Annotated in this window: 26 protein-coding genes; 4 read left to right on the plus strand and 22 right to left on the minus strand. The window is 43.7% G+C overall.

Annotated features, from left to right (window positions below; translation table 11 throughout):
- Nucleotides 1-46: 46 nt before the first annotated feature.
- From ACTUJY_RS16730 to rplM, 7 genes are all read right to left on the minus strand, one after another.
- Entirely contained in the window at nt 47-487 is a 441-nt protein-coding gene (locus ACTUJY_RS16730) for a ClpXP protease specificity-enhancing factor (RefSeq protein ID WP_463617266.1), read from the minus strand.
- A complete protein-coding gene (gene sspA, locus ACTUJY_RS16735; RefSeq protein ID WP_463617267.1) occupies nt 487-1,116 on the minus strand; it encodes a stringent starvation protein SspA in 630 nt (209 codons plus the stop codon). The genes ACTUJY_RS16730 and sspA overlap by 1 nt, the downstream gene beginning before the upstream one ends.
- Before the next feature lie 68 nt (nt 1,117-1,184).
- A complete protein-coding gene (locus ACTUJY_RS16740; protein ID WP_463617268.1) occupies nt 1,185-1,889 on the minus strand; it encodes a cytochrome c1 in 705 nt (234 codons plus the stop codon).
- Nucleotides 1,889-3,103: a cytochrome b gene (locus tag ACTUJY_RS16745; protein WP_463617301.1), complete on the minus strand. Its 1,215-nt coding sequence runs from the start codon at nt 3,101-3,103 to the stop codon at nt 1,889-1,891. The genes ACTUJY_RS16740 and ACTUJY_RS16745 overlap by 1 nt, the downstream gene beginning before the upstream one ends.
- Before the next feature lie 8 nt (nt 3,104-3,111).
- Nucleotides 3,112-3,696: a ubiquinol-cytochrome c reductase iron-sulfur subunit gene (petA, locus tag ACTUJY_RS16750; protein ID WP_463617269.1), complete on the minus strand. Its 585-nt coding sequence runs from the start codon at nt 3,694-3,696 to the stop codon at nt 3,112-3,114.
- Between the two features lie 484 nt (nt 3,697-4,180).
- Entirely contained in the window at nt 4,181-4,570 is a 390-nt protein-coding gene (rpsI, locus tag ACTUJY_RS16755; protein ID WP_463617270.1) for a 30S ribosomal protein S9, read from the minus strand.
- A 14-nt stretch (nt 4,571-4,584) separates the two neighbouring features.
- Entirely contained in the window at nt 4,585-5,013 is a 429-nt protein-coding gene (rplM, locus tag ACTUJY_RS16760) for a 50S ribosomal protein L13 (RefSeq protein WP_463617271.1), read from the minus strand.
- Between the two features lie 448 nt (nt 5,014-5,461).
- Here rplM and ACTUJY_RS16765 point away from each other — a divergent pair, with 448 nt between their 5' ends.
- Nucleotides 5,462-5,926 carry an HU family DNA-binding protein gene (locus ACTUJY_RS16765; RefSeq protein WP_463617272.1) on the plus strand — a complete coding sequence of 155 codons (465 nt, stop codon included), beginning with the start codon at nt 5,462-5,464 and terminating at the stop codon, nt 5,924-5,926.
- Nucleotides 5,927-6,011: 85 nt separating this feature from the next.
- Here ACTUJY_RS16765 and ACTUJY_RS16770 read toward each other — a convergent pair whose 3' ends face one another.
- The 3 genes from ACTUJY_RS16770 to ACTUJY_RS16780 form a co-directional block, all read right to left on the minus strand.
- Nucleotides 6,012-6,641 (minus strand): TonB family protein, encoded by a 630-nt coding sequence (locus tag ACTUJY_RS16770; protein ID WP_463617273.1) that lies wholly within the window; start codon nt 6,639-6,641, stop codon nt 6,012-6,014.
- 85 nt (nt 6,642-6,726) lie between these two features.
- Entirely contained in the window at nt 6,727-7,800 is a 1,074-nt protein-coding gene (locus ACTUJY_RS16775) for an HD domain-containing phosphohydrolase (protein WP_463617274.1), read from the minus strand.
- A gap of 139 nt (nt 7,801-7,939) precedes the next feature.
- Nucleotides 7,940-9,976 carry a sodium-translocating pyrophosphatase gene (locus ACTUJY_RS16780; RefSeq protein ID WP_463617275.1) on the minus strand — a complete coding sequence of 679 codons (2,037 nt, stop codon included), beginning with the start codon at nt 9,974-9,976 and terminating at the stop codon, nt 7,940-7,942.
- Between the two features lie 363 nt (nt 9,977-10,339).
- Between ACTUJY_RS16780 and ppa the strand changes: the two genes are divergently transcribed.
- Nucleotides 10,340-10,888, plus strand: a complete 549-nt coding sequence (gene ppa / locus ACTUJY_RS16785) for an inorganic diphosphatase (protein WP_463617276.1) — start codon at nt 10,340-10,342, stop codon at nt 10,886-10,888.
- A 33-nt stretch (nt 10,889-10,921) separates the two neighbouring features.
- On the opposite strand, the gene ACTUJY_RS16790 is transcribed toward ppa, so the two are convergent.
- The 8 genes from ACTUJY_RS16790 to dusA form a co-directional block, all read right to left on the minus strand.
- A complete protein-coding gene (locus ACTUJY_RS16790; RefSeq protein WP_463617277.1) occupies nt 10,922-11,785 on the minus strand; it encodes a DUF4097 family beta strand repeat-containing protein in 864 nt (287 codons plus the stop codon).
- A gap of 9 nt (nt 11,786-11,794) precedes the next feature.
- A complete protein-coding gene (locus ACTUJY_RS16795; RefSeq protein ID WP_463617278.1) occupies nt 11,795-12,331 on the minus strand; it encodes a hypothetical protein in 537 nt (178 codons plus the stop codon).
- Nucleotides 12,328-12,879, minus strand: coding sequence for an RNA polymerase sigma factor (locus ACTUJY_RS16800; RefSeq protein WP_463617279.1), 552 nt, complete (start codon nt 12,877-12,879; stop codon nt 12,328-12,330). Before ACTUJY_RS16800 ends, ACTUJY_RS16795 begins: the two co-directional genes overlap by 4 nt.
- Before the next feature lie 116 nt (nt 12,880-12,995).
- A complete protein-coding gene (locus ACTUJY_RS16805) occupies nt 12,996-13,994 on the minus strand; it encodes a DUF2333 family protein (protein ID WP_463617280.1) in 999 nt (332 codons plus the stop codon).
- A gap of 21 nt (nt 13,995-14,015) precedes the next feature.
- Nucleotides 14,016-14,459, minus strand: a complete 444-nt coding sequence (locus ACTUJY_RS16810; RefSeq protein ID WP_463617281.1) for a copper chaperone PCu(A)C — start codon at nt 14,457-14,459, stop codon at nt 14,016-14,018.
- Between the two features lie 81 nt (nt 14,460-14,540).
- Nucleotides 14,541-14,753 (minus strand): PspC domain-containing protein, encoded by a 213-nt coding sequence (locus tag ACTUJY_RS16815; RefSeq protein WP_463617282.1) that lies wholly within the window; start codon nt 14,751-14,753, stop codon nt 14,541-14,543.
- Between the two features lie 53 nt (nt 14,754-14,806).
- On the minus strand, nt 14,807-15,475 hold the full coding sequence (pspA, locus tag ACTUJY_RS16820) for a phage shock protein PspA (RefSeq protein ID WP_463617283.1): 669 nt from the start codon (nt 15,473-15,475) through the stop codon (nt 14,807-14,809).
- A gap of 215 nt (nt 15,476-15,690) precedes the next feature.
- Nucleotides 15,691-16,668, minus strand: a complete 978-nt coding sequence (dusA, locus tag ACTUJY_RS16825) for a tRNA dihydrouridine(20/20a) synthase DusA (protein ID WP_463617284.1) — start codon at nt 16,666-16,668, stop codon at nt 15,691-15,693.
- A gap of 101 nt (nt 16,669-16,769) precedes the next feature.
- Between dusA and ACTUJY_RS16830 the strand changes: the two genes are divergently transcribed.
- Complete coding sequence (locus ACTUJY_RS16830; protein ID WP_463617285.1) at nt 16,770-17,195, plus strand: response regulator; 426 nt, start codon at nt 16,770-16,772, stop codon at nt 17,193-17,195.
- A gap of 124 nt (nt 17,196-17,319) precedes the next feature.
- Nucleotides 17,320-17,724 carry a DUF3718 domain-containing protein gene (locus tag ACTUJY_RS16835; protein ID WP_463617286.1) on the plus strand — a complete coding sequence of 135 codons (405 nt, stop codon included), beginning with the start codon at nt 17,320-17,322 and terminating at the stop codon, nt 17,722-17,724.
- A gap of 63 nt (nt 17,725-17,787) precedes the next feature.
- Here ACTUJY_RS16835 and ACTUJY_RS16840 read toward each other — a convergent pair whose 3' ends face one another.
- The 4 genes from ACTUJY_RS16840 to ACTUJY_RS16855 all read right to left on the minus strand — a co-directional run bounded on the left by ACTUJY_RS16840 (nt 17,788) and on the right by ACTUJY_RS16855 (nt 24,614).
- On the minus strand, nt 17,788-19,788 hold the full coding sequence (locus ACTUJY_RS16840) for a HAMP domain-containing methyl-accepting chemotaxis protein (protein WP_463617287.1): 2,001 nt from the start codon (nt 19,786-19,788) through the stop codon (nt 17,788-17,790).
- A 228-nt stretch (nt 19,789-20,016) separates the two neighbouring features.
- Complete coding sequence (htpX, locus tag ACTUJY_RS16845; RefSeq protein WP_463617288.1) at nt 20,017-20,895, minus strand: protease HtpX; 879 nt, start codon at nt 20,893-20,895, stop codon at nt 20,017-20,019.
- Between the two features lie 124 nt (nt 20,896-21,019).
- The gene (locus ACTUJY_RS16850) at nt 21,020-23,620 is read right to left on the minus strand and encodes a TonB-dependent receptor plug domain-containing protein (protein WP_463617289.1); all 2,601 of its coding nucleotides are present in this window, start codon (nt 23,618-23,620) and stop codon (nt 21,020-21,022) included.
- Nucleotides 23,621-23,858: 238 nt separating this feature from the next.
- Nucleotides 23,859-24,614, minus strand: a complete 756-nt coding sequence (locus ACTUJY_RS16855) for a PAS domain-containing protein (RefSeq protein WP_463617290.1) — start codon at nt 24,612-24,614, stop codon at nt 23,859-23,861.
- Nucleotides 24,615-24,779: the final 165 nt, after the last annotated feature.

Raw genomic sequence — 24,779 nt, forward strand, 5'->3', positions numbered from 1 at the left:
TTGGCCAGTTAGAAACTGGCCAAAAACGAAAACATATAAAAATTTTTTATTTCACCACTTTTAAATGAGAGCCTTTACTTGCCTTAGGTCGGGGCTCCTGCTGAACTGGCTCCATGTTATCCAAATCGGAGTCGACGCCCGAGCTCAAGTTGGGCTCAACTTCATCAACATCTTCTGCAGGAAATGCCATACCCTGTGCATTCTCTCGCGCAATGATCGCAAGTATCGATCCAATTGGCAGACGGATCGCACGAGCAACACCGGAAAAACGAGCATTAAAACTGACAAGATCATTTTCCAAAATCAAACCTTGTACTGCGCCTGGCGCAATATTGAGTACTATCTCGCCATTTTGCACATGTTCCCTTGGCACCTGCGCACCAGGATACTCTGCATTTACAATAAGGTGCGGAGTTCCTTGGTTATCCAAAATCCACTCATATAATGCTCGGATTAGATACGGTTTATTACTGGTAAAAGCCGTCATTAAATTTCGTTTAACTCTCGTTCGGTAGATGTCAGGCTTGCTTGAAAAGAATCTCGCTCAAACAATCTTTCCATATAACCTTGTACTTCTTTAGCTCCACGACCACTGAGTTCAATATCCATCGACTTAAGTCGCCATAAAAGTGGTGCCAAGCAACAGTCAACCAAAGAAAACTCTTCACTTAGAAAGAACGGAGTTTCATGGAAAACCGGAGCCAAAGTAATTAAACTTTCTTTCAATTCCTTTCGCGCTCTTTCAGACTCTTTGTCTTTACTGCGATGAATAATGTTAACCAAACTGTACCAGTCTTTCTCGACTCGATGCATCATCAACCTCGAACGAGCGCGTGCTACCGGATATACAGGCATAAGCGGCGGGTGCGGAAAACGTTCGTCCAGATACTCCATAATGATCCTGGCTTCAAATAAGACTAGCTCACGATCAACCAATGTTGGAACTGTATTGTAGGGGTTCAGATCCATTAAGTCTTCGGGCTTATTCTCATCCGTCACTTCGATGGTTTCGAAGTTAACTCCTTTTTCCGCAAGTACTATACGAACCTGATGACTGTAAATATCATCCGCCCCTGAATACATGGTCATTAAAGAACGTTTGGCTACAACTGCCATAGAGAAGATCTCCAAAATATCGAATTTAACTCATCTAAACTGCCGCTGATTCTCAGCGGCAACAATGATTAATGTATGTCTTTCCAGTATTCTTTCTTAAGGAAGAAAGCTAAAACAAAAAATACCAATATAAAGAACAACACGTACACGCCTATCTCTTGGCGCTTTAACTTAATGGGCTCACCAACATAGTCAAGAAAGTTTACCAAGTCGCGTACCGCTTCGTCGTATTCCGCTGGCGACAAACTCCCTTCCGAAATCAGCTTCAGCTCACCTTCTTCAGTTAAAAACTGAGTTCCCTGTAAAGGTTCAAGAACATGTGGCATACCGACATCTGGAAATACTGTATTATTTACACCGTAAGGACGCTCCGGATCTTTATAAAAAGCACGTAAATAATTGTACAACCAATCGGCTCCACGGAAACGAGCAATCAAGCTTAAATCGGGTGGCGCAGCACCAAACCAGTTTTCCGCGTATTTCGTTGGCATTGCAGTATTCATCAGATCATGAATTTTCGAACCATCGAAAATCAAGTTGTCTTTCATCACTTCAAGCGGAATACCTAAATCATCAGATACTCGTTTGTAGCGAGAAAACTCCAGGCCATGACACCCCATACAGTAGTTCATATAAAGCTTTGCCCCATTTTGCAGCGACACCTTATCGCTGCTTCGCAAATTCGCGGGGTCCTTCGGCTTGTAGTCACCACCACCGGCTGCCATTAACGCTACCGAACATACACTGAACGCAATCGCAATTATTTTTTTCATTAGTGCGTCACCCTCTCTGGTACCGGTTTGGTTTTATCGAACTTATGATAAAACGATAAAAATGGGAAGAAGAAGAAGAAATAGTACACGGTACAAATCTGTGCTAATAGCGTTCTTCCTGGCGTTGGTGCTTTCATTCCCAAATAACCAAGAATAAAAAAGCAAACCACAAATAAAGCCAATGCCAGCTTATAAATCCAGCCTTTGTATCGAATCGATTTTACCGGGCTACGGTCGAGCCATGGCAGTAAGAAAAGCACCACAATGGACAGCCCCATGGCAACAACACCTAACGCTTTATCCGGAACGGCTCGTAGTACGGAGTAAAACGGCGTGAAATACCAAACCGGCGCGATATGTTCGGGCGTTTTCAGATTATTAGCCGGCGTAAAATTCGGTGGCTCTAAGAAATAGCCCCAACCTTCTGGAAAATAGAAAATGATCATACAGAAGAAAAATAAGAAACCGGCAACACCGACGATGTCTTTCACGGTGTAATATGGGTGGAATGGAATGCCGTCTAGTGGTATACCTTTGTCGTCTTTCAGCTTCTTGATTTCAACACCATCTGGATTATTAGACCCTACCGCATGCAACGCCACAATATGCAGAAACACCATTAATAACAACGCTATAGGCAAGGCCACAACGTGTAAGGCAAAGAACCGATTCAAAGTAGCACCAGAAATAAGGTAGTCACCACGAATCCACTCGACTAAACCTTCACCATAATATGGAACCGCAGAAAATAAGTTTATGATTACCTGCGCGCCCCAGTAGGACATATTACCCCAAGGTAATAAGTACCCCATAAAAGCTTCGGCCATCAACAGTACGAAAATAACCATACCAAACAACCACACTAACTCTCGTGGCTTACGGTAAGAACCGTACATCATTCCGCGGAACATATGCAGATAAACCACCAGAAAAAATGCCGAAGCGCCGGTAGAGTGCATGTAACGGAGCAACCAACCATAAGGTACATCTCGCATGATGTACTCAACAGAAGCGTAAGCTTGCTCTGCAGATGGGTTGTAATGCATGGTTAGCCATATTCCAGTCAATAACTGATTAACCAGAACCAACAGTGCCAACGAACCAAAGAAATACCAGAAGTTAAAGTTTTTGGGCGCGTAATACTCCGCCAAATGTTCATTCCAGACCTTGGTTGCTGGAAATCGAGCATCGACCCACCCCATAAATGCTTGCATCTTAGTCATTACGCAGCTCCTTGATCGACACCGATTAACAAGGTGTTGTCATCCACAAACGAATAAGGTGGCACTTCCAGATTATCTGAAGCTGGAACGCCGCTGAAAACGCGACCCGCTAAATCAAATTTAGAGCCATGGCAAGGACAGAAAAAGCCGCCACCTTCTTGAGCGGACAGTTCTTTTTTATGTTGCGGAACACATCCAAGGTGCGTGCAGATACCCACTAAAACCACAACATCATCACGAATCGATCGAAGCGGACCTTTTACGTACTCGGGTTGTTTCGTAGTAGGGTTTTGCGACTCAGGATCTTTCAACATGCCGCTTATATCATTCAGCTTGGTCAAGCTTTCGGGTGTTCTTTTCACGACGAAAATTGGTTTGCCACGCCATTCTGTTTTTAATTGTTGGCCTGGCTTAAGTTTTCTAAGATCCACTTCAACCGGTGCTCCGGCAGCCTGTGCCCGCGCACTTGGATACCATGATTGGACAAACGGTACTGCGATACCCACAGCTCCCACTGCGCCTACCGCGGAAGTAGACCATACCAGAAAACGGCGGCGGCCGTTGTCGACTCCGTCTTTACTCATGCGGATTGTCTCCCCATCGGACATCTGGAGTACCTCTAAAAGTCACCGATATTCCACGAAAACCACACTGACATGATGCTCGAACTCTCATGTAACCCATACACATTCCAGTTCTCCGTTCAGTGTCGCCCACAAAAAACGCTTACTTTTAAAGACACCCTTCTGCTTATAAATGAATTGAGTGTGTTATTTTTATTGAAATGCAAACGTCAAATCACCCCTTTTGATTGAAAAGGAGCATTTCAAACGGCGAAATAATATAGAAAACACCCGAATTTTACAAGGAAAATAGCATTTTTGCGTTTTAACACATTGATTTAAATATAGATTTTTTTAGTGGGAAAAGACATTTATGATTTTAAAAATGAGCGAGTTCTTGGGATAAATCGATATTATTTCAAGGATATATTTCTGAAGACGGATAAATAGCAAAAAAGCGCGCGATTTCTCGTGCGCTTTTTTGAAACGAAAAAAGAAAGAACTTTTAACGCTTAGAGAATTGAGGACGCTTACGCGCTTTGTGCAGACCGACTTTCTTACGCTCAACTTCACGTGCGTCTCGAGTCACAAAGCCAGCTTTACGCAATTCTGGACGTAATTCTTCGTTGTAATCCATCAACGCGCGAGTAATTCCGTGACGGATTGCACCCGCTTGACCAGTATTTCCGCCACCAACAACAGTGACAAAAATATCGAATTGCTCCAATGTTTCAGTCAATTCAAGTGGTTGACGAACCACCATGCGTGAAGTTTCGCGACCAAAATATTCGTCTATTGGACGGCCGTTGATAGTGATTGCACCAGAACCTGAGCGTAAGAATACGCGAGCGGTGGAGCTTTTACGACGACCGGTACCGTAATACTGTTCTGCCATCTTCGATTACCTTATTAAATATTCAGTTCTTTAGGTTGCTGAGCAGCATGCGTATGCTCAGGACCCACAAATACACGCAGCTTCTTGAACATTGCGCGTCCAAGAGGGTTACGAGGCAACATGCCTTTCACAGCACTTTGAATGATACGCTCAGGAGCTCGTTCACGAAGCTTGTTCAAAGTGATAGAGCGCAGACCACCAGGGTACTCTGTATGGCGGTGATAAACCTTATCGGTTTCTTTGTTTCCAGTTACGGCCACTTTTTCGGCATTCACTACAATGATGTAGTCACCGGTATCTACATGAGGCGTGTATTCGGCTTTATGCTTACCACGTAAGCGGCGAGCAATTTCGGTAGCAAGACGACCTAGAGTCTTGCCTTCAGCGTCGACGACATACCAGTCGCGCTTTACAGATTCAGGTTTTGCAGTAAATGTTTTCATCGTCTCTTAGCTCCCAAACGGGCTTTGATTGAATTCAGTTAATGTCGCCTTATTTAGTGCGTGTCTGCCAAAGGTAGCCGTACCGCAGACGCCATATTAATAACCAACGGGGTTTGGGACTCGAAATATGGGCAGCTAAAAAGGAGCGCGAATTTTACAGAAAGCCATCGCCAGTTACAAGTGTTTTTCAGGTTAAATTTTGAGTTAATGGGTGGTTGCTTAGAACTCGCTGAATTTTGCTCGAAATTCCTGTTTGCCTCTAAGTTTAGCGCTTTCCGGCAAAATACGAAGATATTTTGGTCGATTCTTCAAAAAAGCGCGACTTTTTCGCTATTTACTCTTTATTTACACGGGTTTTTGTTATAAAAGTTTCGTTGATAAAGAAGTTAGGCGTAATGCCGAATTCAATAACAGGACTAATCAACAAACTAACAAGGGGCTTTGAACCATGGCTGTTAAGAAAAAGAAGGCACCAGCAAAGAAAAAAGCTGCTGCCAAAAAGTCACCCGCGAAGAAAAAAGTAGCTGCGAAAAAAGCACCAGCGAAGAAAAAGGCTGCTGCTAAAAAGGCACCTGCCAAAAAAGCGGCTGCAAAAGCTACCGCAATTACCGAGCGTTTCAACAAGTCACAAATGTTGAATGAAATTGCTGAACGAGCCGAGCTTTCTCGAAAGCAGGTCACTGCGGTAATGGATGAGTTGTCTTTACTGATCGAACGACATATCAAAAAACGTGCGTGTGGCGAGTTTGTAATGCCAGGCCTCTTTAAAGTACAAACGGTTCGCAAACCAGCGACTAAAGCTCGTAAGGGTATCAATCCATTTACGGGTGAAGAAACAGTATTTAAAGCAAAACCAGCTCGTACCGTTGTAAAAGTACGTCCGCTGAAAAAGCTGAAAGAGATGGCTGAGTAACGGTTCCAACTCTCTCTAAAGTTAAAAAAGGGCAAATTGCCCTTTTTTATTTTCTATCATCTTTTATCTATTTATCTCACTCTCTTCAAGATTCCATTTTAAATTCAAGTGTCACTTGTTGATTATTCACCATTTCAGGTTTTCCCGAATTCGTTTTCGGTTGATACTTCCATTTACTTAATGCCCTTTTAGCCGCTTTCTCAAATGTATTACGCGGCTCGGCTTCCAGCACCCGTATATTTGTCACCTTACCATCGGTGTCAATATCAAAAGCCAATGTGACGAAACCTTCCTGGTTATTGATTTGTGCTTTTCTTGGATACTGCGGTTCAATGCGAACCAAAGGTGCAGCAGCACTACCCAGTGCCATACTTGATGAGTCGGTGAACGCTGTCATAATATCTAAGTCCGGTCTGCCATTGGAAAAGCTTGAAGGCAAGTTCAACGTTACTGCTTTAACATTAAGCGCAGTTGCCTTAGTCGACTTTGGAGGCTGTTGAACCGGCTCGACATCAACTGGCTTTTTAATCTTTTCCGGATCTTTTTTTGGCTGCCGAATTTTCTTCAGAACGGAATCATCGACGGTGACAGGTTCTAATATAATACTAGGTGCCGGTTGTCCTTCCAGATGCTTTGCCGATACCAAGTTACTCATCAACACCATTAACCCAAATACCATAACGGTTGCAAAAAACAATGCTGTGATATGTTTCATAAGCCCTCCTCTTAATTATGCTCACGTAAACTAAAAACGCTTTTGAGCAATAAGGAGGGTTAATAGAAAACTATTGAAATAATCATTACCAATGCGATTCGTTTAAAAAGTCGGCCTTAATGATTTGATTAAAGCAGTTTATAAGCGGTTGCGGGTATTCAATATCAGCCAATTGATTAATTGATTTTACCGCGATAAACAGGCTTTTTTTATAGCCTTGTCCTTTGTGTTCTAGAGCAACGGATATAAAACTGTCAACCAGATGCAAGATTTTTGCAGCATCAAGAACGGCGTCCCCTTTCAAACCTCTGGGAAAACCGGAACCGTCGGTTTTTTCATTGGATTGAAACACCAACTCTGACGCTTTTTGCCAACCTGGAATGCGCGCTAACATACTGCCTCCGGAAAACACTCGCCGACGAATTTGGTCTAAATCATTGCCTTTAACGACTCGAAAAAATTCATAAGTGTATAAAGCTGCAAGTAACTGATCTTCTTCTTCTGGTCGCGTCAACGATCGGTTCAATGCTTTTATCAATTCAACTTGCACCGACATACGGGTGTCATGTAACGGATCAACGGCGTGCTGGCATTCAGAAAGATAGTGAAAGAACTCCATATCGGTGGCCTCAAAAATGGAAAACGCCTCCCCTTCAAATTGACTGACTGCAACCAGATCAAGGCTAAAGTGACCATCAAGAATAGCCAATTCGCCACGCATGGCATCTTCTACTCGGCGAGCGTCTGGTGAACTTCTTATTTTTTTTATTAGGGTTTCAATTTGTTGCAGTTTTTCACTGCCAATATCGTTTTCCGACATGGTTTGTGCGAGCAGTTCATCCACAGCATTAATACTGGTGATAACCAGCTTCCCATAAGCTGGTTGGAACGCGTATATACCATTGCGCACATCTTGCACTAATTCTTCGATGATATGAGTCGTGGCAACATAAGGCTCTAAGAACACCATGTTGCAATTGCCTTTAATAGTATGAATGGATCGAAATAGTCGGTTGATTAAAACCTGCGGATCTTCCGAAGATAAAATCGGCATGCAATTGTTAATATCCTGCACGCAATCCTTTACGTCAGAGTAGAACTCCTGCTTAACTTCATCATCGAGTTCGGCAAACTCTCTGCATATCGTCTCAATATCCATACTCAGTTCGCAGGTTTAGTTAACTTTAAATAAACATTGCCAACTCCTTTAGGAGGTTTATGGCAATGTTTAGTAAGTATGGCAAATAATTGAGATTTATCGACAAAGTCGCATTAATTACGTCCCTACAAAGTGCTGATTAATTTACAATTAGTGGCGCTATTACCAGGCTGACAATCGCCATCACGTTAATCAAAATATTCATGGATGGACCCGAAGTATCTTTAAAAGGATCGCCTACGGTATCACCAACGACCGCAGCTTTATGAACATCTGAGCCTTTGCCCCCTAGATTACCTTTTTCAACGTACTTTTTAGCATTGTCCCAGGCGCCGCCCGCATTGGCCATGGTCAAGGCTAAAAGCACACAGCTCACCAAAGCGCCACCAAGCATTCCTCCCAGCGCTTCTGGCCCGATCCCAAAACCTACAACTACTGGTGCAAATACTGCCAATGCGCCAGGTAATATCATCCTTTTTAGTGCGGCATTGGTTGCAATCTCGATACAACGCGCGTTGTCGGGCTCAGCCTTTCCTTCAAGCAATCCAGGAATTTCTTTAAACTGACGCCGAATTTCTTTGATCATATCAAACGCAGCATCACCGACTGCTCGCATGGTAATGGCGCTGACCAGAAAAGGAAAAATACCGCCAATAAACATGCCAGCCAGAACTTCCGGATTATTGATATTTAACGAAAACCCTTCAACCTTTTGACTGATGGTTTCAATAAATGCAGCAATGATGGCGAGTGCGGCAAGGCCGGCTGCACCAATAGCAAATCCTTTTCCAATTGCTGCTGTCGTGTTTCCGACTTCATCAAGGCCATCGGTGATTTTTCGAGTTTCCGGTCCCAACTCCGCCATTTCAGCAATACCGCCCGCATTATCAGCAACAGGCCCGTAGGCATCGATAGCCATGGTGATCCCCACCGTTGCTAACATTCCGACCGCACCGATCCCTACCCCATAAACACCCGCCCCCTCAGGTAATAAGGCGCTACTAAAGAATATGATTCCAGCAATTGTCAACACGGGAATAACCACCGACTCCATTCCAACTGCCAAGCCTGCGATCATTACTGTTGCGGGGCCAGTCTCACCACCACGCGCAATATCCCGCACCGGTTTACTGCCTGTATAATATTCTGTTACCAGTCCAATAATAATGCCGCCAATCGCACCGCAAATGACACACAACCAAACATTAAAATGAATTTCAAAATATCGAATAACAAAATAAGCCGCAATCATTAATAAAATGGTTGCGCCAATAGTCCCTATGCGTAAAGCCTTAGCTGGGTCTGAAGCCGAAAACAGCTTCACTATAACAATGCCAAGAATTGAACAAATAAGCCCGACAGAAGCGATGGCAAGTGGCAAAAACATTAGTACTTCGGCAGTTTCCGCTCCTGACGCTAACGTTGCTACTGCACTTGCAGTCATGGTGGATGCAATAGCTATTGTCGCTATCATAGAGCCGCAATAGGACTCAAAAATATCCGATCCCATACCCGCAACATCTCCAACATTATCGCCTACATTATCGGCAATCACTCCCGGATTTCGAGGATCATCTTCCGGAATACCCGCTTCCACTTTACCCACTAAATCCGCTCCTACATCCGCGCTTTTGGTGAAAATTCCACCGCCGACACGCGAAAAAATAGCAACCGTCGAAGCGCCCATTCCAAAGCCATGTATCGCTTCCGCATGCGTCGGGTCGGCACCAAACAACAGATATAAACCGCCAAGTCCCAATAACCCCATTGAAGCGACTGTTAGTCCCATTATCGAACCACCAAAAAAAGCGATGGACAGCGCTTGTGCAGGCCCTTCTTTGTTGGCTGCGACCGTCGTTCTGACATTCGCGTGGGTTGCTGTATACATACCGATGTAACCCGCAGAAGCAGAGCATAACGCACCAACAACAAAGGCAAAGGGTGTATGCCAACTGCCAAATCCAAAATAGAGAAAAATGGTCAATACCAAAGCAAACACAAACAAAATAGAATATTCACGACGCATGAATACCATCGCCCCAAGATGTATGGCATCGGCAATTTGTTTTACTTTGCCTTCTCCAGCATCATGCTTTTTTACGATCGCAAAAATCAGAAAAGCGCAAAAAATCCCAATTACGCCCAAAATAGGTGGAACATACAGCAAGTCAGACATAGATTACCCCGCAAACTAGAAGAGCAGACATCTCATAATCAAAAAAACAAGAGTAGCCCGCTATATTTGTGTTATTAGCAACACCCCAGTCGCCGACGGACAAGCAATCGCCTTTACTGCAGGCGAACTGCTTCTGGCAAAGCCTCAAAAAGACAGTATAAACAAAGAGAAGAATTGTATTTATATCGATTTACGTTTTTATAACGATATTGTATGGGATAAAAACCGTTCCGCTCGGATTTTTCTATCTATTTGATATTAAACACTTTTTAAATGCCAATATCGCCGATTTATTTTGCAATGCAGTAACGGTATAATACGCGGCTTTTGTATATCAATACTAACCAAAATGAGTGGGAAATCATGAGCCTGAACAAAGTACCATCTGGAAAAAATTTACCTGACGAAATTAATGTCATCATCGAAATTCCAGCGCACGCTGATCCGGTAAAGTACGAAGTAGACAAAGAATCCGGAGCCATATTTGTCGACCGTTTCATGGCAACCTGTATGCACTATCCTTGCAACTATGGTTACGTACCTCACACCCTGTCTGAAGATGGTGACCCCGTTGATGTATTGGTCCCGACGCCTTTCCCACTGTTGGGAGGTTCTGTCATTCGATGTCGCCCGGTAGGCGTTTTAAAAATGACGGATGAGTCTGGCACAGACGCAAAATTGATTGCCGTTCCCGTATCAAAGCTGACACCCGTTTACAAAGACGTAAACGAAACAAAAGACTTACCGGAACTGTTACTCAACCAGATAGAGCACTTCTTCGAACACTACAAAGATCTTGAACCTGGAAAGTGGGTAAAAATTGAAGGCTGGGATAATGCCGATGCCGCTAAAAAAGAAATCGTCGATAGTGTTGAGCGCTACGAATCGAGCGAAGATAAACCCGCATTCTGATTTTTTTTAAAAAAAGCCGCAACAGCGGCTTTTTTATTTCAAAATCAAAGTTCCCGAAACCGTATTCATTTCAAGTAGGCCGTTACCTTTACCTATTTTAAAAAGCAATGACTTATCATTGATCAACGATGAAGTGGGTTGTTGTTGACCGCGTTGATGAACAATATCACCACCAGGTCCGGTTTGCATTCTGACGGATACATCGCTCAAGTGTTCTATTTGAATACTCGCCTCACTGTTTACAGTGGATAGTTTTATGCTCGGCTTATCTGCACTTTTAGCAATCACTTCAATATCTCCCGATACTCCAGAAGCAACAAGTTGCTTAATCGTGTTAAGTTGTAACTTCACATCTCCAGAAATCGCGTTGACTCGTGATGTAGGAGCATCGAGTTGTGCGATAAACTCTCCACTCACCGTAGACCCACGGAGCTCTCCAGAAGAGTCCGAAATTTTGACATCACCACTCACACTATTGATTAATAACTGACTACCGATTTTACTCGCCACCACATCACCACTCACCGAAGTCACTTCAATACCACTTTTAATATTCGTTAAAGTCACTTCCGTCGACACGCCAGTAAAAACGACCGCTACAGACTCGGGAAGAAAAATGCGCAAATCCGACGGTAATCGTCCTCGTAACTGTCGATTTTCGGGGATAACAACTTTAATGGTCACTCTGTTATTTTCTTTTTCAAAAATAAACGACTCAGTAACATCATCCAAATGACCAGTTACTTTTACACGTTTTTCATTATCGCCTTTAATTTGAACTTTTCCTCTCACGTTTTCGATATAAACTTGTGTTACGCCTTCTGCATCGAGTGACTTATCGATGGATTCAGCGTAAGCAAAATTGAAAAAACAAAGCAAAACGAATAATCGCTTCATAGAAATCCTCTAAATGGTCGGATAACGCAAACTTACCTGCTCGATCAGTTGTTGCTCTCGTTTATATGTTTCTTTTAACAGATCGTTCAACCGGTCGTTGGTAGGTTGTTTTATTAAAGCGTTTTTAATATCGGCAATAGCTTGTTCAATAACAACCAAGTTGTTCCGTATATCAGCAACCACGGCAGGATCCATCGATTCAGAAACATCATCGAAATTCGACTGGAACTGGGCTTTCATGAGTTGATGCTGTTGCTCCATCAACAAAAAGCTTTGTTGTTGTTGATACCAAGCCAATTGCTGTTGCTCGAGTTGTTTCGCGTATTGCATACTACTCCATGATACGAACAATGAACAAACAGCTAATAACAAACTGGCAGCCATTGCAAACGACATCCAGCGAGATGGTGTTGCCGCAATCTGGGGCTCTTGGGTAATTCGATTTTCTATTTCTGGCCAGAGATCACTTTTAGTTTCGATGTCTCTCGGCAATTCTCGTATGGCACTTTGAACGCGTTGCCAATTCCGATCATTATCGTCTTTCATGCAAACCTCTCTTTCAAAAGATTGCGAGCTCGATGCAATTGCGCTTTACAAGTTCCTGGCGAAATCGACATTTTTTCAGCAATTTCATGGTGAGCAAAACCTTCAATATCGTGTAACACCAGCACCATTCGAGCCTTAGTGGGAAGTTGAGCTATCGCCACTTCTAAGTCACGACCCAAATCCAATCGCTCTGACTCATGTTCAGTTGACAACTGCTCAATATCTTCCGTTGCATAATCCCAATTTTTTCGACTGCGGAAGTGGCTGATCACCAAGTTAGAGGTAATACGATAAAGCCAAGTACCAAACTGGCTTTCACCTTTAAAACTGCTCAACTTTCGCCAGGCCAATACAAACGCTTCCTGCATCAACTCTTCAGCGAGCGCTTCATTAGCGGCCATTCGAAAGCAGAGGCCAAACACTCGCTTATGGAAATGCCGGTACAACTTTTCAAAAGCCGTAACACTACCATTTTGGGCGGAAGAAACCCAGAGCTCGACTTGCTCAATCTGTTCAGTTGGCTTCAAAGGAACCAATTGTGCGCTCAAAGCTGTTCCTAATTATTTATTTGTTAATTTCATAGACGCAGCGGAAAATGAAAAGGTTTAAACGGAAAAAGCTGCCATCGGCAGCTTTTTTACTAGAAGCCATCTCAAAATAGAAGTTAACCTTGCGATAGCAGTTCGCGTAAATCAATTATCGCAGCATTAGCTCGCGATACATAAGAGGCCATTACCAGAGAATGGTTGGCCAAAAAGCCAAAGCCGCTACCGTTCAAAATTAGCGGGCTCCACACCGATTCCTGCGTTGCTTCCAACTCTCGGATAATCTGCCTTAAACTGACACGTGCATTTTTCTTGTCGAGCACCTGCGCGAAATCAACTTCAACCGCCTTTAATAAATGTATTAGCGCCCAACACGTACCACGAGCTTCGTAAAAATTATCGTCGATTTCCAACCAGGGGGTTTTCACCAGTAATTGCGACTCAGAGGAAGACGATTGTTGAGCCGCCACATCCCCGGCCAGATCGGTATTCACACGCTCCTGACCTACACTGGCAGTTAACCGCTGTGAAAGACTGCCCAGGCGCTTTTCAACCACCTGAAGCCACATTCGTAAGTTATCGGCTCGTGCAAAAAACTGCGCATCCTGATTTTTACTGTCCTTTAAGCTGTCGCGATAAGCAAGCAGTTGTGCGATACCTTCTTCGTATTTCCCTTCAGCCTCTGGCAAAATCCATGACAATCTGTCGTTATTAAATAATGGTTCCGCTTCTTTTAAATGCACATTTTCAATGGATTGCGACTGACTACGGCTCATATGATTTCGAAGAGTCGCGCTAATGTCTCGCAGCTGTACAAGAGCACCGTATTCCCACGATGGCATGTTATCCATAAACACACTGGGCGGCAAAATATCGTTGCTTAAAAACCCACCCGGTTTTTCCAACAAAGTTTCGCCAATACGAATGGCTGTGTTAACGGTCGTAAAGCCAACAACATGGTTATCGGTAGTGCTTTTTACTTCAAACAGTTCGGGTTCAATACTCCAATAAACGGACAGCAAGTAGAATCCGAAAAACAATGCCAGAAGCCCCCACGCAATTGACTTTACCGGGTTAAAAAAGTGGGAAGATTCTGACGTGTTTTTTTGTTCCTGCATAATTTCTCCCGATTAAACAGACTAACGAATGGGCTTAACTGGTGCAGAAAAACGGTACTCGTCACCAGATTCAAACATCAACTTGAATGTGGGTTGACTCTCAACACTCATGGGCTGCTGCAACCCCATCAGCATCACATGTAATCCACCGGGTTTTAATGACACTGTTTGACCAGCTTCTATGGTAATTGAATGTTGATGTTGCATGGTCGCCATGCCATCTTGCTGTAAAGTTTGATGGATCATCGCATGATGCGCAATTTCCGTTTCAATACCAGTCAATACAAACTCAGAGTCGCATGAATTAACCAGCTGAAAATAAAGGGCGCTGGATTTTTGACCGGGTAATGATGCTCTAATCCACGGCTCAGCGACTTCTGGCGTACAGTTCGTTTGAGCGGAAACATTGGTCATTGAAAATAATGTTCCCGCCAAAACAATCTTGAGTGCTATTCTTTTAAACATGCTCAAATATCTCATAATAATTATCAAAAATTCCGGTATTTGAAAACACCGGAATTTTTTATTGAGTGAGCAACATGATACTCAGATTTTGTCCGTTAGAACAGTAGTGATTATATAAGCCACTAACGTTGGAGCGGTAAAAAAGACAAGGCCAAACACAGCAGCAACACGAACCAAAACCAAGTCCCACCCAAAATAGTTGGCGACACCCGCACACACGCCAGTCACCTTTCCTTTTAAACTGGACCGAAAAAAATGACGTTTTACTTGACTACCTTGATAATAACGACTCATAGGTCACCTCGGTTCAAATCCAACTTAGCAACGGCTTTGTAATAGGAAAGCCATTAAGCCGCTTTCCCAGACACTTTCTTCTTAATTTCGTTTAACTCTTGTTTAAGCTTTTCCTCAATGACCAAGTCATCGATTTGATCTTTTAGGTTTTTATTTTTTCCTAAAGACATCGCCTCAATTTCCGCTTCCATCTGATCCATTTTTCGCTCAAAAGCCTCAAACTTTTCGAAAGCCGAATCCAAGCTAGGTCGTAAGATTTGCTGCTGTATCTGCTTTTGCTTCACTAATGTTTGTTGTCTTAGTAACATAGCATCACGTCGCGCGACAGCTTCATTAAGCTTACTTTGCAATCTTGAAATATCCAGCTCCAGCTTTTCTAGCGCACCTTCTAACTCTGCCATTTCTTTTTGTTGCGCCGTGTAAAGGGTTTCTGTTCGGTTTTTTTCCTGTAATGCGGCTCGAGCTAAATCCTCTCGCCCTTTGCTCACTGCAAGTTCGGCTTTTTCCTGCCAAATAGTAATGTCTTTAGCGACCTGTTCCATCTTACGAGTCAGTTCTTTTTTGTCAGCGATGGTTCGAGCAGACGCACTGCGAACTTCAACCAGCGTCTGCTCCATTTCCTGGATGATCATTCGCACTAGTTTTTCCGGATCTTCCGCTTTATCGAGTAGCGCATTGAGATTACTGTTGATGATGTCCGATAAACGACTGAAAACTCCCATGTCTCACCTCTTCTGATTGGTTTCAATTCAGTACCTTTCTGATTTTTATCATCCAGGTTGGTTTGAACAATTCAGAATCTGTGCCAATAGAAAGCGTTAAGGATACTTTATCAAGTATATCAGAGAGTTAAGGTTAGCTTTCTGCTGTATGAACATGACTTTTTATCACACCAATAAAATTGTTTTGGGCAATTTCACTAATTATTAGTCAATATTCAGTGTGGTTGTTGCACAACACTCATTTGCTCTAACGCCTGCAGCAGCGTATCGCTTCCAGCGTCTGGCCGGTGACTGTTTTCACTTAAAAAACGACGCCAAATACGCCCACCCGGTTGTGCGTGAAATAGCCCTAAGAGATGGCGGCTGATCTGATTAAATCGACCACCAGCCTCAATATGTTGCTCAATATACGGTAGCATTTGCTCTGCCACTTGCCGTCGAGTTGGAGGCTGAGTCGTCGCTTGATAAAACCGGGTATCCACTTCCGCCAGAATATAAGGGTTATGATAGGCTTCCCGGCCTATCATCACACCATCCACTTGCTGTAAGTGTTGTTCCGCGGCTTCCAAACTGACAATGCCGCCATTAATGATAATTTCGAGCTGAGGAAAGTCCTGCTTAATCTGGTAAACACGTTCGTAATGCAAAGGTGGGATTTCGCGATTTTGCTTGGGACTTAAGCCCTGCAGCCAAGCTTTGCGGGCATGGATAATAAACGTTTTACAACCGGCAGAGGCAATAGTGTCAATAAAGTGCACCAGATGTTGATAAGAGTCCAAGTCATCAATTCCGGTACGGCACTTGACCGTCACCGGTATGTCCACTTCCGATTGCATGTTACGCACACAATCAGCAACCAGAAGCGGCTCCGCCATGAGGCAGGCGCCGATTTTACCTCGTTGAACGCGATCGCTCGGGCAACCAACATTCAAGTTGATTTCATCATAGCCGAACGCCTGGCAAACTTGCGCTGACTGCGCTAATTCATTGGGATCACTCCCACCTAATTGCACGGCAAGTGGGTGCTCCTCTGAGTGAAAGCCTAACAACCTGTTCCGATCACCATTCAATACCGCTCCCGTCGTGACCATTTCAGTATAGAGCACCGCTTTACGCGAAATTTGACGGAGAAAATACCGATCATGACGGTCTGTCCAGTCCATCATAGGGGCAACACAAAGGGATCGATTCATCTAACTACCTGAACTTGCTACGGCTTCGTCGTCTACCCGACGATTGAAAATAAAGCGAATTGTACTAGATTTATCATATTCATTAACCAAAAAAATGACCGATGCAAACTTCAACATTTCGGATTGCAGCAGTTCAAAGCGATGAGTCAGAGTCCAGCTTGTTGGAGAAACTATTTAAACGCGCCGAGTTTGAACTAGAGGTATTTCGGCAAGCAAGAGACTTTATTCAGTACATGCGGATGCAGCCTGCTGCTCACTGTCTGGTGACTAGTCTGGAGCTCAAAAACGCTTCAGGTTTAGAGTTAATCGAGAAAGTACGCAAAGACCAACGGTGGAAAAACGTCCCGATTATGGTATTGGCCGACTCAATTGACAAAGAAACGTTGGTAAAACTTAACCAGTTTAAAATCAATGGCTACCTCGTCAGGCCTTTTCAACCTACGCGCTTGTTTACCGATACTTTACGATTAATGGGTTTAGAAGTTGTCACTCAAAAAAAGCCCGTACGGAGAGTGAAAGCGAAATAGCCGAAAGACTGAACAAGTTTTCAACAGCTTACTCTTTGTTTATTAAAGATTTTTTGTTCCGTGCCGATACCGAACTTAGATGCTACATGGTGTAATTTAAAGCAGTACCATAGGAGATAATAGAATGAAAACAATTTTAACTTCTACGTTGACCGGTTTGTTGATGATTTCGACGCTATCAACGCCAACACATGCCAGCGATGACCTGTTGCGATTGGCAATCAGCCTTTGTGATTTTGCGAAAGCCGATGATCGCACCTCTATGCGACGAAAGTTGAAAGCAGCCGGTATGAAGTTGCGAGCGATTTACCCTGCTATTAAATGCGGTAGCGATGGCAGCCTGTTACGAGTGGCAACCGTCAATAATGCAATGGAAGCGGCTAAATTTCTAGCTTCAAAAGCGGGAAGCGGGGCAATTACCGATCCAGAAGACGATGGAAAAAACCTGGTGCAATGGGCAGAAGGCTTAGTTGCTGCCGGCGATGCATCGAAGCAACCGTTTGTCGATCTCTTTAAGTCGAAAATGTAACACAAAATTTATCTTAAAATAAAAGCCGCGAAAAGCGGCTTTTTTGATCCATCAATTTCAATTCTAAATTTTAAACTGAGCAACCATTTGCTGTAATTGCTCCGCCAAACGAGCCAACTGCTGGCTAGCCGATAAACTTTCATTGGCCCCCTGAGCGTTTTGCTCTGCCAGAGTTGAAATGGTGGTAATATTTTCATGCATTTCGTTGGTTACTGCACTTTGCTCTTCAGCCGAGCTGGCAATATGGGTGCTCATATCGTTAATGACACCAACAGCTTTAGTTATTGACTCCAAAGCCTCGCCTGCTTTTGCGGTTTGATCCACACTGACTCTGGCTTCTGTCTGACTTTTTTCCATTACACTCACCGCATCTTTGGTGCCGTTTTGTAAGCGCTCAATCATGTCCTGAATTTCCGATGTGGACTCTTGCGTTTTACTCGCCAATGTACGCACTTCATCGGCAACAACAGCAAAACCACGTCCTTGCTCACCAGCACGAGCAGCTTCAATAGCGGCATTTAAAGCGAGTAAATTGGTTTGGTCTGCAATACCGCGAATCACATCGAGAACGGAACCAATATTGTCACTGTATTCATTCAATTTGTTAATCACATGAGATGCGCTTTCAATTTCACCGGCCAGTCGATTAATGGTAGAAATATTTTGACGAACAATGGATTGCCCAGTACTGGTTTCTTGATTGGCGCCTTGCACTTCTTGCAAAGTACTGTTGGCACTGTTGGCGACTTCGTTTACGGTTGCAGTCATTTCAGCCATTGCAGTCGCTACCAATTCAGTTTGTTCTTTCTGCCGATTAATGGACTCGTGCCCCTGCCTAGCAATCGCTTCGGTTTGTTCCGCACTGGCCGCTAACTGTTGCGAACTGCTCGCAATATTACCGAGAATTTCGCGAAGCTTTTTAATTAGATCATTAACGCTGTCGGAAAGCGAACCGAATTCATCGGAACGCTGTACATCGATATATTGCGTTAAATCGCCTTCGGATACTCGAGAAATAACTTCAACCACCTGAGTAAGAGGTTGTCGAATACTGCGAATCACCAACACAGAAATAAACACAGCCGCGGCCACAGCGACCAATGCCAAAATAATAATCAACGACTGACTGTTGGTAACCTGCTCAACAGCCGACGCTTTAGACTCATCGGCAAAGCGCTTAACACTATCAACCCCACTTCGCGCTAACTTAATTGCTTCTGAAAGCTCACTTTCGGCTTGAATCAATAATTCGATTGAGTTATTGCTCGCGTTCAATTGGTCCATATATAACTGAAGTAAACTACTGGCACCAGTCGACATGTTTTTAAATCGATTCAACTCACTGCCCAGTTGCGAGTAATATTCTGAGCTACTCGCTGAAGTCGCCGCTAACTGGTTAAATTTTTCGGTTGCGGACTCAACAATCGCGTTAAGGTCTTTATTGACGGTGTTAATCGTACTCAAATTCTCAAGGTTAAGTGCATCGGTCGCACTGATCGTTCCTTCACGAACCAAGTTACCGATTGATTGCACCACTTTAATATCATCAGCAGAAGTTAGTTCCTCGCTCAAGTCATAAACCAGGCTGTCTATTTCATCTGAAGCATCCTCAAAGTCACTGCGTAAATTATTTATTTTTTGGGCAAGCTCCAAAGACTGTTGATGCAGTGCAAATACTTCAGGAATGTTTTGAAAGTAGCTATCAACACTTTGCTGTGCTTGCTGAAAGACGGTTAAAAGCTTCGGATACTTTTCCGCCAACGCAACCATTCGCTTTTTTAACGACATGTATTTCGACTTAAGCTCATTAAATCCACTTTCCAGAGTAGGCAAATCTTCGAGACGGTTCGTTTTTTGATGGCGATTAACCCGGTCGTTCGCTTCCAATAACGTAGAAATCATTTCTCCACTGGTTTGCAACATAGGCGTCGCTTCATCAACCACACTTTCCAAGTTGCTGTTGATACTGTTTACACCTGACAAGCTGGCAATACTGATCATCAGTAATAAGAGAACAACGACTGCGAAGCCACCGGCAATTCGAGCAGAGACGGTTAAATTCATAGAGCTATCCTGTAACTGCATTATTCTTATGGAGTGAAATCACCAGTGAATATCACAAATATGGGTGCTCGCTGGTGAGAATTTTTTGAGTAAAATCACTGAGATAAGCTTAGAACATTATTTAATTTCTTGCTAAAAATCTCTTAGTTTGGGTTATATCGGCAGGAGAGATGAAAAGTTAAGGTGGAAACTCAATAAACCTTGAAATCCACCTTACTTTATTAAGATTTACGATTGCAAAGCCCTAATCCGCTCATCTAATGGAGGATGCGAGGCCAATAAACTGGCTAATGACATTTTTCCGCCCGTGATCCCGAACGCGGTCATAGTGTCAGGCATCTGATTAGGCAGCTCAGACTCGGCTTTCAATCGAGCCAAAGCACCAATCATGGCTTGCTTACTCACCAGTTTACCTCCCATCGCATCGGCTCGAAACTCTCTGCGACGGCTGAACCAGGCAACAATAATTGCGGCAAGAATACCAAGAATGATTTCCGCCACCCAAGTGACAATGTAAAAACCAATGCCATGGCCACGTTCGGTTTTGAAAATTAACCGATCAACGGTGTGTCCTATAATTCGCGCAAAAAACATGACGAACGTATTCAGTACCCCCTGGATCAAGGTTAACGTAATCATATCGCCATTGGCCACATGGCCAATCTCGTGCCCTAAAACAGCACGCACTTCCTCTTTACTGAATCGAAAGAGCAACCCTTGGCTCACAGCAACCAATGCTTTATTGCGATTCCAACCGGTTGCAAAAGCATTTGATTGCTCGGAAGGAAAAACACCGACCTCGGGCATACCTATCCCAGCTCGTTCCGAAAGATCGGCGACTGTTTCGAGCAACCAACGTTCGTCAGGTGTTCTGGGCTGAGTTATCACTTGAGTACCGGTAAAGCGCTTTGCCATCCACTTCGACAAAAATAATGAAACAAAAGCCCCTCCCATTCCAAAGACAAAACAAAAAACCAAAAGCCCAGGCAAATTTAAATCGATGCCATTTTTCTGCATATAGCCTTCGAAACCAAGCAGGCTTAATGTGATGCTGGCAAGCAAAACAACCGCAAGGTTAGTTAATAGAAACAAACCAATACGCATCATTATTTGGAATACCTTTAAGAAAAAGAGATGTGTTGAAAAAATAAGGGTGGATTATAAAATTTTCAAGCTTTTTAGGATGTGTAATTAAAAAAACCCCGCTGATGCGGGGTTTTTTGGTGTGTGGTTAGAAGGAATATCCTGCTTTAATGTAGTAATAACCTCCGTTAAATCCGTATGGCGAAGTAACCGGGTATTCCGCACCTACGATATCCGCCCAAGGGTTTTTATCTGGGTATTCATCAAATAAATTTTGAGCACCAAGCACAAGGTTTAAGTTACCGGTAACGTCATATCCAACTTCAAGATCAACGGTCGCCGCACGCCCCACTTCAATCGGCAAAGTACCATCGTCCAAGTGCGCTTCATAGAATCCGGAGTAATGGTTATATCTAAGAGTCGTTCTCCAATCATCCAGTTTATAGTTCATGGAAATCGTTGCTCGAACGTCAGGCAAGTTCTCCTCTAACTGCCGAATACGAGTTGCACTCAATGTCCCCGAATTCGCACTGTCCACTTCGGTATCGGTCCAGTTATAAACCAAACCCCAATCAACATCGCCGCCCCACAATTCCATCGAGTAATTCGCCACTAAATCCACACCTTGAGTGGTGGTATCGAAGTCATTGGTAAAAAAGCGCATTGCGGACAGACTGGAAGCACCTATAAAGCCAGCGTTCGATAAATGCGTGCGCTCTTCATCTCCCAGTTCAAAAGTAGAGCTCAGCGCAATACGATCTTCCATTTTAATATTGTAATAGTCGACCGTAATAAACCAATCGTCCCACTCAATTACGGTACCAATCGAAAAGTTTTCCGACTCTTCCGGCGTAAGCGGCTTAGCCCCTAAACCGTTGGGGTAGGTTGTTGTAGACAAGTCAGACAAGCCTGGAGTTGTTGGAGGAAGCGTCGCTTCATCCGCTAACACACCATTTGTAAACGCAGTGGTTACATTGCGTACATTGGATTGCCCTACCGTAGGCGCTCTAAACCCTGTGCTTATGGCCCCACGAAAAGCGAGGTTATCAGTCGTTTGCCAACGAGCAGATAATTTATAGTTGGTGGTGGTACCAAAATCGTCATAATCTTCGTGACGCAGCGCTGCGGTTAATAAAAAGTCGTGTGAAAGATCCCACTCAAAATCAACGTAAGCCGCCCAGTTACCTCGATCCCAAGAGCCGGCATCAACGTCTCTGAACCCTGGAAAACCATTCGACCCGATACCAAAGCCTTGAGCTGCCAAGTTATCGTTGAATTCATAAGACTCGGGATTACCCGCCGAAATTGAGAACTCTTCGTTTCGGCTTTCAACACCTACCGCAATCACACCGTTGGTAATCGGAAAGGTCATATCAAAATTAAGACCGTTTTCTTCCTGAGTATAACTTCCCGGAGTAAATGACGTAGGTGTGTCTTCGCCGTATGCAGAGTTGACGGTATTTTTAATCGCAAAATCAACTTCGTTTTTACCGTAGGTATAGCTTACATCGTAAGTAATCCCAGAATCGGTTTCCCCTTTATAGCCCAAAGCTAAAGATTGATCGGCAACGACACCACCAAAGCGAGGTGTGAAGCCTCCGGGAAAGCGACTGTAGTGGGTAAAACACGTAGGGTGAGCTTCCACCGCGGCGAGCGCCACCGGATCAGGAATTCCAGTTGCGTCATCTATTTGAACAACAGGACATGCACTGTTATCACTACTAGACGGGTCCCCCACCAAAAGAGTCCACATTGTTGTATTAGGGTCATCATCGGTTAAGTAGTTGGCATTATTCGAAAAAACGCCTGGGCGCGTCGTTGGATTACGATAAAAGAATCCGCCTTCAATTTCTCTTTCCGCCCAGTTACCAAAAGCATAAAGCTCGCTGTTATTACCCAGGTCTATACCACTATTAAAGAAGAATTTAGTATCGTCTTTAATTTCCGGAGATCCCCAAATCTGTGCAGGATTTGCCACCGCAGTGTTACCGTTATCAATTAAGAATTGAGCATCGGGTCGTTGTACTGAGCGGTCTGTTGGATCCGCTTGCTTGTATTCCATACTTAAATTTAAAAAGCCACGCTCTGTGAGCTCGAAACCGACATTACCGGAAAGTTGAAAGGACGCTCCATCCCCCTCATAGTGCTGCCCGGTTTTTGCTTCGAAATACCCACCTGAAGCAGAATCATTTAGCACAAAGTTCATTACGCCTGCCACCGCGTCTGAACCGTATTGTGCCGCAGCGCCATCTCGAAGCACTTCAATTTGTTTTAAAGCAACACTAGGAATTACTGAAATGTCGGGGCCTTGTGAGCCGTCGGACAGACCACCACCTAAAAAAGTAATAACGGATGCGCGATGCCGACGCTTTCCATTTACCAAAATGAGAGTACTGTCTGGAGACAAGCCTCTTAAGTTTGCGGGCCGAACCAAAGTTGCGGCATCACTGATAGGTTGCGCATTGACATTAAATGAGGGCACAGAAACCGATAGCATCGAATTCATATCGGTAATGCCCTGACTTTCAAACTCTTCACCTGAAATGATATCCACCGGAACAGCGGACTCACCGATCGATCGCGGTGCGGCTCGAGAGCCTACTATTACCACTTTCACTTCTACTTTATCTTTGTCGTCTTCGTTGTCTGCATCTTCAGCAGCGAACAAAGGAAGAGACAGTGCGGTAGCAACAGCGAGTGCAGTGGACTTGATCCAGAACGGACTTTTTCCTGACTCAGTCTTTCTCATAGGTAGTACTCCCAAGGTTGTTCATTATTATCTTTGGAAGCCATACTGCTTGATTGGCTTGTCGGCATTCTTCTTTATTGAATTACGCAGTTCGCAATTTACCTAATTTTGTTTTTGAATAACAAGGCTATAGAGAAAAAAAGTGTCAAGCAATATCTTTTTGAGATATTTTTAACGGGTGAATTTGATTATAAAAAATTTTATTTAAATAGAAATAAATTATTTAGCGATAACTCACTTACTGATAAGCATTAAGAAATCGTCGATACTCTCCAGGATTCAAGCCAACGACTTGCTTGAAATAGCGCGTTAATGCGCTCTGATCGCAATACCCGCAACGCAGTGCAACTTCTGCTATCGTCAAGTCGGACGATGATAAAAATTCACAAGCTGCATCAACTCGAGTTTTTGTCACAAACTGACTCGGAGTGAGCTGATAAATGCTTTTCATACGGCGCTCAAATTGATTCACCGTTAAACCCGCCATTGTTGCGAGCTGTTCAACACGGTAACTGTTTTGAAAGTGTGTTTTGATAAAATCGATAGTTGCTGCGAATTTTTGATCGAGAAACTGGCGACAAATAGGCTCAGGCAAATCTCTTGAAATACAGGCCAACCCTATCAATTCTCGGTGAGCGTTATGGATTGGTAACTTATGCGTGATACACCAACCTCGTTTTCGATTTTTAAACAAGGTCAGATCAAGTTGATCGAATATAGGATTACCCGTGGTGAAAACGCGTTGGTCTTGTTGGTGGTAACGCTCCGCCATTTGCTTAGGAAACAAATCGAATGCGGTTTTACCAATGGCATCCTGGCGACTTGCCAGTCCACATCGCTCAACACAGGTATCGCTGATTTCGATATAGCGTCCCCGGCGATCTTTCACCGAAAACACGCAGTCGTTTAAGGGGTTAAACAACCGGGTAATCAAATCCAAATCCATCACCCGGTGAAAGTCACGTGAAATATTTTGAGTAGCCAAAGCGCCCATGAGTAATACCCTGTCAACCTACCCAAAAAATGTATACATTATACAAACATAAGTCAAGTATCCATTTAACCCGCTCACTCGAAGGCGGTCAGACAAAACTTCGCTTACGCCAATTTCCCCAAAAATGACCACGGACTTGTTAAATGGATTGCTGCAAAAAATAAA

Source organism: Pleionea sp. WD8-19, from assembly GCF_055326765.1.